Origin of the sequence: Stenotrophomonas sp., from assembly GCF_036662295.1 — a bacterium.
Taxonomy (GTDB): domain Bacteria; phylum Pseudomonadota; class Gammaproteobacteria; order Xanthomonadales; family Xanthomonadaceae; genus Stenotrophomonas.
The window spans coordinates 1-10236 of sequence record NZ_JAVWXA010000130.1; the positions used below are offsets into that span (position 1 = coordinate 1).

At 69.5% G+C, this 10236-nt stretch carries 11 protein-coding genes and 1 pseudogene; 5 read left to right on the forward strand and 7 right to left on the reverse strand.

The features are described from left to right. The 3 genes and pseudogenes from RSA25_RS17510 to RSA25_RS17520 all read right to left on the reverse strand — a co-directional run. Window positions 1-139: pseudogene (locus RSA25_RS17510) on the reverse strand (S-(hydroxymethyl)glutathione dehydrogenase); the annotation flags it as partial. A gap of 55 nt (window positions 140-194) precedes the next feature. Further along, on the reverse strand, window positions 195-470 hold the full coding sequence (frmR, locus tag RSA25_RS17515; RefSeq protein ID WP_332810110.1) for a formaldehyde-responsive transcriptional repressor FrmR: 276 nt from the start codon (window positions 468-470) through the stop codon (window positions 195-197). Between the two features lie 65 nt (window positions 471-535). Then, a complete protein-coding gene (locus tag RSA25_RS17520; protein WP_332810111.1) occupies window positions 536-1444 on the reverse strand; it encodes a LysR substrate-binding domain-containing protein in 909 nt (302 codons plus the stop codon). A gap of 125 nt (window positions 1445-1569) precedes the next feature. On the opposite strand from RSA25_RS17520, the gene RSA25_RS17525 reads away from it, so the two are divergent. Continuing rightward, complete coding sequence (locus RSA25_RS17525; protein WP_332810112.1) at window positions 1570-2673, forward strand: alkene reductase; 1104 nt, start codon at window positions 1570-1572, stop codon at window positions 2671-2673. A 79-nt stretch (window positions 2674-2752) separates the two neighbouring features. On the opposite strand, the gene RSA25_RS17530 is transcribed toward RSA25_RS17525, so the two are convergent. From RSA25_RS17530 to RSA25_RS17540, 3 genes are all read right to left on the reverse strand, one after another. Next, window positions 2753-2971 carry a hypothetical protein gene (locus RSA25_RS17530; RefSeq protein ID WP_332810113.1) on the reverse strand — a complete coding sequence of 73 codons (219 nt, stop codon included), beginning with the start codon at window positions 2969-2971 and terminating at the stop codon, window positions 2753-2755. A 3-nt stretch (window positions 2972-2974) separates the two neighbouring features. Further along, window positions 2975-3646, reverse strand: coding sequence for an SMI1/KNR4 family protein (locus RSA25_RS17535; RefSeq protein WP_332810114.1), 672 nt, complete (start codon window positions 3644-3646; stop codon window positions 2975-2977). Window positions 3647-3728: 82 nt separating this feature from the next. Further along, window positions 3729-4622, reverse strand: coding sequence for a LysR family transcriptional regulator (locus RSA25_RS17540; protein ID WP_332810115.1), 894 nt, complete (start codon window positions 4620-4622; stop codon window positions 3729-3731). A gap of 107 nt (window positions 4623-4729) precedes the next feature. On the opposite strand from RSA25_RS17540, the gene RSA25_RS17545 reads away from it, so the two are divergent. After that, the gene (locus RSA25_RS17545) at window positions 4730-5788 is read left to right on the forward strand and encodes an NAD(P)-dependent alcohol dehydrogenase (RefSeq protein ID WP_332810116.1); all 1059 of its coding nucleotides are present in this window, start codon (window positions 4730-4732) and stop codon (window positions 5786-5788) included. A 262-nt stretch (window positions 5789-6050) separates the two neighbouring features. Here the strand turns inward: RSA25_RS17545 and RSA25_RS17550 are convergent, their stop codons facing one another. Continuing rightward, a complete protein-coding gene (locus RSA25_RS17550; protein WP_332810117.1) occupies window positions 6051-7415 on the reverse strand; it encodes a glutamate--cysteine ligase in 1365 nt (454 codons plus the stop codon). Between the two features lie 208 nt (window positions 7416-7623). Between RSA25_RS17550 and RSA25_RS17555 the strand changes: the two genes are divergently transcribed. The 3 genes from RSA25_RS17555 (at window position 7624) to RSA25_RS17565 (ending at window position 10234) form a co-directional block, all read left to right on the forward strand. Continuing rightward, window positions 7624-8322, forward strand: a complete 699-nt coding sequence (locus tag RSA25_RS17555; protein ID WP_332810118.1) for a VIT family protein — start codon at window positions 7624-7626, stop codon at window positions 8320-8322. A gap of 5 nt (window positions 8323-8327) precedes the next feature. After that, on the forward strand, window positions 8328-9152 hold the full coding sequence (locus RSA25_RS17560; RefSeq protein WP_332810119.1) for an AraC family transcriptional regulator: 825 nt from the start codon (window positions 8328-8330) through the stop codon (window positions 9150-9152). Window positions 9153-9256: 104 nt separating this feature from the next. Next, on the forward strand, window positions 9257-10234 hold the full coding sequence (locus RSA25_RS17565) for an MBL fold metallo-hydrolase (RefSeq protein ID WP_332810120.1): 978 nt from the start codon (window positions 9257-9259) through the stop codon (window positions 10232-10234). Window positions 10235-10236: the final 2 nt, after the last annotated feature.

Sequence of the window (10236 nt, forward strand, 5' to 3'; positions counted from 1 at the left end):
GGGTGAACGCGTCGGTGTGGCAGACACCGGTGTGGGTGATCTTGACCAGCACTTCCCCCTTCTGCGGCGGGGCGACGTCGATCTCGACGATCTTCAGTGGTTCGCCAGCGGCGAAGGCAACGGCAGCACGGGATTTCATCGGGAATACTCCAGGACAAGGGACAGGACAGAAGCGCGCGCGGCGGCGCACGCGCTTATTTCAGGTAGGAACGGATCAACGCGCTCATGTCGCGCACGCGTTCGGCGCGTTGTTCGTCGGACTGCGCCGGCTGGCCGAACTCCTCGCGCAGGTGGGCTTCCATCACCTCGGACATCAACCCGTTGACCGCGCCCCGGATCGCGGCGATCTGCTGCAGCACCGGCGCGCAGTCGGCGCCGCCTTCCAGCGCGCGATCGAGGGCATCGCACTGGCCGCGGATGCGGCGCACGCGGGCCAGGACCTTCTTTTTTTCTTCGGGGGAATGCGGCATGGCAGGCGCGGCCGAGAAACTATACTGGGGGATAGTATACACAGGCACTGGCCGGGTGCTGTTTTTCAGTCGAATGCGCCGGCCTCGGCCAGCCGCGTCAGCTCGTCCACCACGTGGCGCACCTTCGGCCGCAGGTGGCGGGTCTGCGGCCACAAGGCGTGGATCTCCACGAACTGCGGCACGCACTGGGGCAGCACCACGCGCAGCGCGCCGGACGCCAGGTGTCGGCGCACCAGGAACGCCGGCATCTGGCAGATGCCAAGCCCGGCGATGGCCGCCTCGATCACCGCATCGCCATCGCTCAACTGGTGGGTGCCGCTGGGGATGAACGGCGCGTGCTCGGCTTCCGGGCCGATCCGCCACGCCACCGGCTGGCCATGGCGGAAGCCGACGATGCTGCGGTGGGTCTTGAGCGCCTCCACCGTGGCCGGGGTGCCGTGCGCCTGCAGATAGGACGGCGCGGCGCAGGTGATCAGCCGCTGGCGCCCCAGGGGCCGGGCCACCAGGTGCTGGGCCTGGTCCAGCCCGCCGAAACGGATCAGCAGGTCGATGCCTTCCTCGGCCGGGTCCACGAAGTGGTCGGTGAAGGTGAGCGTGAGCTGCAGTTCGGGGTGCTGCTGGCAGATCCGCAGCAGCACCGGCAGCATCACCTGGCGCCCGAACGAGGACGGCATGTCGATCCGCAGGCGCCCGGCCGGCAGGTGCGAGGCCGAGCCCAGGCAGGCCTCGGCCGAGGCGATTTCCTCCAGCGCCGCCGCGCACGAGGCGTAGTACGCCTGGCCGTCGGCGGTCAGCGCGATGCGCCGGGTGGTGCGGTGGAACAGGCGAACGCCCAGCCGCTGTTCCAGCCGCGCGATCGCCTTGCCCACGGCCGAGCGCGACAGCCCCAGGGTTTCGGCCGCTTCGGTAAAGGTCGACGCGCGCGCGGTGGTGACGAAGGTGACCAGGCCGTTCAGGGATTCCACCGGCAGCATGGCCGTTCTCCATTGGGGACACGATTTCCCGCTTGAAGGGAAATTGAAGGTCTTTATGCACCCTGACGTCAACCTTATCGTGAACGGGTCGCGCCGCTGGCGCATTTCCTCCCCCGAGTTTCCCGATGACTGCCCTGCTCTTCCAACCCTACGACCTGGCCGGCACCGCGCTGGCCAACCGCATCGCGATGGCGCCGATGACCCGCGCGCGCAACCCCGGCTGCGTGGCCAATGCGCTCACCGCCCACTACTATCGCCAGCGCGCGAGCGCCGGGCTGATCATCAGCGAAGGCACGCCGGTGTCGGCGCAGGGCCAGGGCTACATCGACGTGCCGGGGATGTGGTCGGCCGAACAGGTGGCGGGCTGGGCGCCGGTGACCGCCGCGGTGCACGCCGAGGGCGGTGCGATCTTCGCCCAGCTCTGGCACGTGGGCCGGATGTCGCACGCCTCGCTGCAGCCCGACGGTGGCCAGCCGGTCAGCGCCGGCACCCGGCCGGTGGCCAGCGACCCGCGCAGCATGGCCTTCGTCTACCGCGCCGACGGCAGCCGCGGCCAGGCCGAGCCGACGCCGCCGCGCGCGCTGGACACCGCGGAAGTGCCCGGGATCGTGGCCGATTTCGAGAACGCGGCCCACAACGCGATGGCGGCCGGGTTCGATGGGGTGGAGCTGCATGGCGCCAACGGGTACCTGTTCGAGCAGTTCCTCAACCCGGTCACCAATGACCGCAGCGACCGTTACGGCGGCACGCTGGAGAACCGCGCGCGGCTGCTGCTGGACACGGTGGATGCGATGGTTGCGCGGATCGGCGCGCAGCGCGTGGGCGTGCGGCTGGCGCCCAACAACGTGCAGTTCGACATGCCCGAGTACCCCGGCAACGAGGCGGCCTACCTGTACCTGGCGCGCGAGCTGGGCGCGCGCAAGCTGGCCTATGTGCACCTCAACGACAACCATGCCCGGGGCGTCTCCGCGCTGAGCGAAGCGTTCCTGAAGGCCTTCAAGCAGGCCTACGGCGGCACGGTGATCCTGGCCGGCAGCCTCACCCGCGAGCGGGCGCTGCGCCTGGTGGACGAGGGCATCATCGACCTGGCCGCGTTCGGGCAGCCGTTCATCGCCAACCCGGACCTGGTGGCGCGGCTGGAGAACGACGTAGCGCTGGCGGTGCCGGATCGGGCGACGTATTACGGCGGTGGCGAGGCGGGGTACGTGGATTATCCGGTCGCGAGCTGAGGGGGTTTTGGTGTAGCCACCCATGGGGTGGCTCTACCCCCCCTGTCGTTCGGCGCGTCGTTGGGGGCCAACGTGTTGGTCACCGCCACATGAGGCCGCGCCAGGGGTTGGGGACATCCCCCATCAGGGCGCGCACGGCCTGGTCGAGTTGGCCGCAGGCGGCCAGGGTGGCGACCGGGTGGTCGCGCAGCGCCAGCGGCAGGGGCGGCGGGGCGCGGCCGGCATCGAGTGCCAGCAGGTGGTCGGCGAGGTGGCGGAAGTCGGCCTCGGCCAGCGGCGCCGGGCCGGGCGTGCTCACCCCTCAGTCCCGCACATAGGCGAATGACGCGTCCAGGCGCTCGAAACCGATGATGGCCTGCACGATCGCCTGCGCCTCCGCCTCGTCGATGCGCGCGTTGGCGATATCGTCGGTGCGCGCAAACAGCGCCTCCAGCGCCGCTATCTGGTCGGCACGCAACCATTGGCGGTGCGTGCCCAGCCAGGCCTGCAGCTCTGCGGCCAGTGCCGCCGACGACAGCAACGAGTAGGACGGATCAAACGCCACTACCGCTTCCACCATCTTGCGGAACAGGAAGTCCTGCAAGTTGGCGGCCAGCACGTCGGCGCGGTCGTCGTCATGCCAGACCAGCACCACCGGCGCTTCGGCCATGCCCGGTGCGTTGGTCCAGAAGCAGTAGTGATCGCCTGCGCCGGTCTGTGCGAACGGCAGCAGGTGCAGGTCTTCGCGCAACGGGTTGTAATGGTCCTCGGCGGTCAACGCCTCCCACGCCGGGTGCAGTTGCTCGCGCGGCAACGGCTCGTACTCCTGCGCATACAGCAGCACCGGCGGCGCCGCCTGCAGGCGGGGGAAGTGCACGCTGGACCATTGCGGGTGCGGGGCGCCCCAGCTCAACTGGTCGGCCGCATCAAGCTGGTGGAACAGCGGCGGGAATGTCTGGCCAATCGTGCGTTCAATCTCGGCAAGGGTGTGCATCGGCATCCGTGGGTCTGAAAACCCATCTACCTTGCCGCATCCACGCGCGCGATGGCACCCCCGCCCGCCGATGGACGCCGCGTCAGGCGGTCGTGGCGCGCACCATGTCCACGAACGCGCGCAGCGCCGAGGACATCTGCCGCTGCCGCGGGTAATACAGCACGAAGCCGGGGAACGGTTCGCTCCAGTCTTCCAGCACCGCCACCAGGCGACCGTCATCGAGATACGGACGCGCCGAATCTTCCAGCACATAGGCCAGGCCGAGGCCGTCGATCACCGCCTGCAGGATGGTGTGCTGGTCGCCCAGGGTGAGCCGCCCGGGCACGTCCACTTCCAGCGTCTGCCCATCGCGTTCGAACTCCCACTTGTACAGGTGGCCGCTGGCGAAGCGGAAACGCACGCACTCGTGCCGGGCCAGGTCGTGCGGATGCCGCGGAGGCTCGCGATCGTGCAGGTACGCCGGGGCGCCGACGATCAGGCCGCGCAGCGGCGGCCCGAGCGGCACGGCGACCATGTCCTCGGGCACCGATTCGTGCAGGCGCACGCCCGCGTCGAATCCCCTGGCCACGATGTCCACCAGCCCGTCGTCCTGGGCCAGCTCGATGCGCACGTCCGGATGGGCGGTCAGGAAGCGCGCCAGGCGCGGGCCCAGCTGGGTCTGCACGGCCGCGCGGGTGGCGTTGATGCGCAGCAGGCCGGCCGGGGCGGCGCGGAAGTGGTTCATTTCCTCCAGCGCGTCATGCACCTGGTGCAGGGCCGGCTGCAAGCGCTCCAGCAGCCGCTGCCCTGCCTCGGTCAGGGCCACGCTGCGGGTGGTGCGGTGGAACAGGCCCACCCCCAGCCGCTCTTCCAGCGCGCGGATCGCATAGCTCACCGCCGAGGTGGACAAGGCCAGCTCGGCACCGGCGCGGCGGAAACTGCGATGGCGGGCGACCGCGGCGAAGGCGGCCAGGTGGGTGAGGTTGTCGGTGGCCACGATTGTGCAGTCTGCCTTGATGAATCATGCCGATATATTGACTGTATACCCACGGGGGGCCGGCGTATTGTAAAGCGCCTTTCTACAAAACCCGCCAAGGATTCCTCATGTCCCTCGCCCATGGTTATGCCGTCCACGACCAGACCGCCCCGCTGGTGCCGTTCTCCTTCGAGCGCCGCCCGGTCGCCGCTGGCGATGTCCGCATCCAGATCCTGTACAGCGGCATCTGCCACTCCGATTTGCACCAGGCCCGCGACGACTGGGGCAACTCCAAGTTCCCGATGGTGCCCGGCCACGAGATCATCGGCCGGGTGACCGAGGTCGGCGCGGGCGTCACCGCGTTCAAGGTGGGTGACTTCGCCGGTGTCGGCTGCATGGTGGATTCATGCCGCCATTGCGCGGCCTGCGACGAGTCGCTGGAGCAGTACTGCGAGAAGGGCGCCACCTTCACCTACAACAGCACCGAGCGCGAGGGCGGCGCGCCCACCTTCGGCGGTTACTCGGACCACATCGTGGTGGAGCAGCGCTTCGTGGTGAAGGTCTCCGAGAAGCTGGACCTGAAGGCCGCCGCGCCGCTGCTGTGCGCGGGCATCACCACCTATTCGCCGCTGCGCCACTGGAAGGTGGGGCCGGGCCAGAAGGTCGGGGTGATCGGCCTGGGTGGCCTGGGCCACATGGGCGTGAAGTTCGCCAAGGCGATGGGCGCCACCGTGGTGATGATCACCACCACGCCGGAAAAGGGGGCCGATGCCAAGCGCCTGGGCGCTGATGAAGTGCTGGTCTCGCGCGATCCGGCGCAGATGCAGGCCCATGCGGGCAGCTTCGACTTCCTGCTCAACACCATCCCGGTCAGCCACGACACCAACCCGTACATGGGCCTGCTCAAGCGCGATGCCACGATGTGCCTGGTGGGCGTGCTGACCGAGCTGGACCCGCCGCTGATGGGGGCGGCGATGATGTTCGGGCGCAAGCACATCACCGGTTCGGCGATCGGCGGCATGGCCGAGACGCAGGAAATGATGGACTTCTGTGCCGAGCACAACATCGTCAGCGACGTGGAAGTGATTTCGGCCAACACCATCAATGAAGCCTGGGAGCGCATGGCGCGCAACGATGTGCGCTACCGCTTCGTGATCGACATGGGCACGCTGGAAACGGCTGGCTGAGTTTTCTGCAGGCGCATGAAAAAACCCCGGCAATGCCGGGGTTTTTTTTGTCCGCTGTCCGCGTGTGGCCAGGCAGTCCAGGCGCGCGTGAGGGCCCCGTAGCGGCCGGTAGGCGCTGGTCGGTGTGTCGGGCGCTGGGCGCCCATGCCCTTGGAGGCAAAATAAAGGAGGAGGATGCGGCCGCAGGCCGACGTCGGGGGACATTTGCCGGAAAGGGGATGGGCGGCCAGCGCCCGACCCACCGACGACCGCTTTCTCCGGCTCAGTAAGCGAACGCCTTGAACACCGGATCGATGTTGCCGCCCCACTCGCCATGGAACAGCGCCAGCTTGCGATCGGCCGGGGTCAGCCCGGAATCGACGATCTCCTGCAGCACCTCCAGGAACTTGCTTTCGTCCTGGCCATCGGCGTTGCGCGCCGCGCGACGCTGCAGGCCGGCCACCGCGATCTTCAGCGCCTCGCGCGCCAGGTCCAGCACCGTGCCGTTGCGGAACGGCAGCTTCAACCCGTGCCGCGGCACCCCATCGCGCAGCACGTTGCGCTCGACCAGGCTGAAGTCGCGCACCAGGTCCCAGGCCGCATCCAGCGCGGCATCGTCATACAGCAGCCCCACCCAGAATGCCGGCAACGCACACAGCCGGCTCCACGGACCCGCGTCGGCACCGCGCATTTCCAGGTACTTCTTCAGCCGCACCTCGGGGAACGCCGTGGTCATGTGGTCCGACCAGTCGCGCAGCGTCGGCAGCTGGCCCGGGAGCGCCGGCAACTTGCCCACCATGAAATCGCGGAAGCTCTGCCCGCTGGCATCGTGGTAGGTGCCATCGCGGTAGGAGAAGTACATCGGCACGTCGAGCAGGTAGTCCACGTAACGCTCGTAGCCGAAGCCCTCCTCGAACACGAAGTCGAGCATGCCGGTACGGTCGTTGTCGGTGTCCGTCCAGATGTGCGAACGGTAGCTCTGGTAGCCGTTGGGCTTGCCTTCGGTGAACGGCGAATCGGCAAACAGCGCGGTGGCGATCGGCTGCAGCGCCAGCGACACCCGGAACTTCTTCACCATGTCCGCTTCGGTGGCGTAATCCAGGTTGACCTGCACCGTGCAGGTGCGGGTCATCATGTCCAGCCCGAGCGTGCCCACCTTGGGCATGTACTCGCGCATGATCTTGTAGCGGCCCTTGGGCATCCACGGCATTTCTTCGCGCGCCCATTTGGGCTGGAAGCCCATGCCCAGGAAGCCCAGCTGCAGCTCGCCGGCCACCTGCGCCACCTCGTTGAGGTGGGTGCCGGTTTCCACGCAGGTCTGGTGGATGGTCTCCAGCGCCGCACCGGACAGCTCCAGCTGGCCGGCCGGCTCCAGTGTCACCGAGGCGTTGTCGCGCAGCAGCGCGATGGTGTGGCCGCCTTCCTGCACCGGTGCCCAGCCGAAGCGGGTCAGGCCGGTGAGCAGCGCCTCGATCCCGCGCTCGCCCTCGAAGGTGGGCGGGCGCAGGTCGTCCAGGCGGAAGCCGAACTTCTCGTGCTCGGTGCCGATGCGCCACTGCGCCTTGGGCTTTTCGCCGGAGGCCAGCGTGGCGACCAGTTCATTTCGGTCGGTGATCGGCGTCTCGGCGACGTGGCTGGGGCTCGACAAGGGGAGGCTCGCAGGATTCTGGTCAGGGCGGGGATGTGGGGTCCACGCCCCGGCATCGCAAGGGCGCACTATATCGTGGCGTCCCCCGCCGTCGTGTCACCGTGACGGTTTTCAGCATCCCACTGGCTACCACTTGACGCTGCCCCGCCACGACCGCGGCAGCGCTGGCGTCTGCCGAACCTCAGCGCCAACACCCTAGACTATCGCCATGAGCCGATCCCGACATCCTGAAGTGCACCGTTCCGATCGCGCGGGCTGGCTGCGCGCCGCCGTGCTGGGGGCCAACGATGGCATCGTGTCGGTGGCCGGGCTGCTGGTGGGCATCGCCGCCAGTGGCGCCAGCGCGGGCACCGTGCTGGCCACCGGCATCGCCGGCACCGTGGCCGGCGCGATGTCGATGGCCGCCGGCGAGTATGTCTCGGTGCAGTCGCAGGCCGATACCGAGGTGGCCGACCTGGCGGTGGAGAAGCGCGAGCTGCACGAAGACCCGCACAGCGAGCTGGAAGAACTGGCGGCGATCTACCGCCACCGCGGCCTCACCCCCGAGCTGGCCCGGCAGGTGGCGGTACAGCTGACCGCGCACGACGCGCTGGCCGCGCATGCCCGCGACGAGCTGGGCATCACCGAGGAACTGCGCGCCCGCCCGCTGCAGGCGGCCATGGCCTCGGCCGGTGCCTTCGTCTGCGGCGCCGCGTTGCCGGTGCTGACCGCCGTGCTCGCCCCGCACGCCCATGTGGCCCAGGCCACCACCGCCGTCACCTTGGCCGGGTTGGGCCTGACCGGTGCGATGGCCGCGCGCGCCGGCGGTGCACCGCCCCTGCGCGGCGCGCTGCGCGTGATGTTCTGGGGCGCGTTGGCGATGGCGGCGGCGGCGCTGATCGGCCAGTTGTTCGATACGGCCCTGTGATGGAGATGTCGGTGGCATCCGATTCCCTGTTGGCCGAGATGGCAAGCCTGGCCGAGTGCGAGCGCGCCGATGGTTACGCCTGCATCACCGCGCGCCGCGAGCATGGTGCCTCCTCGGTGGATATCGCCCAGCCGCAGGTGGCGATCCTGCTGCAGGGGCGCAAGCAGGTGACGTGCGCGCAGCAGTCGCTCACCTTCGTGCCGGGCGATCTGTTCTTGATCACCCGGCGCTGCCGCATCGACGTGGTCAACATCCCCGATCCGCACAGCGGCCTCTACCTCAGCGCGATCGTGCCGTTGTGCGCCGAGGCGCTGGCCGCTGCGCGCGTGCTGTGGAACGAACCATTGCCCGAAGCCGGCGACGCACTGGGCAAGCTGTCCCTGGCGGCACACGGGGACACCCTGCGGCAATGGCGCCATGCGCTGGAACATGCGCATTACACCGAGGCACGGCTGGCCCTGGCCGCGCTGGTGGTGGCGTTCTGCCGGGGCGGCCATGGCAGCCTGCTGGTGCCACCTGAGCCGAGCCTGGGCGAACGCATCCGCGACCTGATCGCCGCCCAGCCCGAACGCGACTGGCAATCGCGCGACTTCGAACAGCAGCTGGGCCTGAGCGGGGCCACGCTGCGCCGCCGCCTGGCCAGCGAGCAGGCCAGCGTGCGCGGCCTGATCGCCGATGCGCGGCTGGCGCATGCGATGACCCTGCTCTACACCACGCGCCTGCCCTTGAAGACGGTCGCCGCACGGGTGGGCTATCGCTCGCTGGCGAGTTTCAACAAGCGCTTCGCCGCGCGATATGGGCTGGAACCGGCCGCGATCGGCAACAGCTGAGCGCGGGGGCGCGAGCGGATCGCGCGGCATTCTGAGCGCACCGCGCGGCCGCGCGCGCGCAGCATGGGCCTACCGCGGCGCTGCCGCCCTGTCCGGAACCTGCCATGTCCCTGCCCCACCTGCGCACGCTCGCCGCCGCGCTCCTGCTGGCTAGCGCGATCGCGCCCGCCTCGGCCACCACCCCGGACACCCCGCGCGAGCAGGTGCCCGGCGTCTATCGCCAGCAGATCGGCACACTGCAGGTCACGGCCCTGTTCGATGGCACGGTGGCGCTGGGCCGCCAGGCCCTGGTCGGCATCGATGCCGGTGCGGTCACCCGCCTGCTCGACCATCGCTATGTTCCCGAGGACGCCAAGGGCCTGCAGACCGCGGTCAATGCCTACCTGGTGCAGCGCGGCCATCACCTCACCCTGGTCGACACCGGCACCGCGCAGTGTTTCGGCCCCGGGCTGGGCCAGGTGCTGGTCAACCTGCGCAGGGCCGGCGTCGATCCGGCGCAGGTGGATGAGGTGCTGATCACCCACGCCCATCCCGATCACCTGTGTGGGCTGCTGGATGCGCAGGGCGCGTTGGCCTACCCCAATGCCAGCGTGTGGCTGTCGGCCGCCGACGCCGCCTACTGGCTGGACCCGGCCAGCGAAGCGGGCGCCCCGCAAGCGGTGCGCTTCGCCTTCGCCCTGGCGCGCCAGGCGGTGGCACCGTATGAAGCCCGCGGCCGGCTCAAGCGCTTCGCGCCCGGCGATGCGCTGCCGGCCGGCGTCACCGCGCTGGACAGCCATGGGCACACGGTGGGGCATGTGTCCTACCAGTTCGATGCCGGCCACGACCAGCACCTGCTGGTCTGGGGCGACCTGGTGCATTTCCACGCGGTGCAGTTCGCCCAGCCGCAGGCGTCCTTCGAAGCGGACAGTGACCGCACGGCCGCGATCGCCAGCCGGCGCCGGATGATGGCGCAGGCCGCGGACGCGGGGTGGTGGGTAGCCGGCGCGCACCTGCCGTTCCCCGGGCTGGGCCACGTGCGGCGCGAGGGCGACGCGTTCGCCTGGGTGCCGGCCGAATACGCGCCGTTGCCGGAGCGGTAGTG

Excerpts from the sequence above, each read along its gene's own strand:
- RSA25_RS17565 (WP_332810120.1), top strand. The coding sequence starts at position 9,257 with ATGTCCCTGCCCCACCTGCGCACGCTCGCCGCCGCGCTCCTGCTGGCT.
- RSA25_RS17535 (WP_332810114.1), bottom strand. The coding sequence starts at position 3,646 with ATGCACACCCTTGCCGAGATTGAACGCACGATTGGCCAGACATTCCCG.
- RSA25_RS17520 (WP_332810111.1), bottom strand. The coding sequence starts at position 1,444 with ATGCTGCCGGTGGAATCCCTGAACGGCCTGGTCACCTTCGTCACCACC.
- frmR (WP_332810110.1), bottom strand. The coding sequence starts at position 470 with ATGCCGCATTCCCCCGAAGAAAAAAAGAAGGTCCTGGCCCGCGTGCGC.
- RSA25_RS17545 (WP_332810116.1), top strand. The coding sequence starts at position 4,730 with ATGTCCCTCGCCCATGGTTATGCCGTCCACGACCAGACCGCCCCGCTG.
- RSA25_RS17525 (WP_332810112.1), top strand. The coding sequence starts at position 1,570 with ATGACTGCCCTGCTCTTCCAACCCTACGACCTGGCCGGCACCGCGCTG.
- RSA25_RS17555 (WP_332810118.1), top strand. The coding sequence starts at position 7,624 with ATGAGCCGATCCCGACATCCTGAAGTGCACCGTTCCGATCGCGCGGGC.
- RSA25_RS17560 (WP_332810119.1), top strand. The coding sequence starts at position 8,328 with ATGTCGGTGGCATCCGATTCCCTGTTGGCCGAGATGGCAAGCCTGGCC.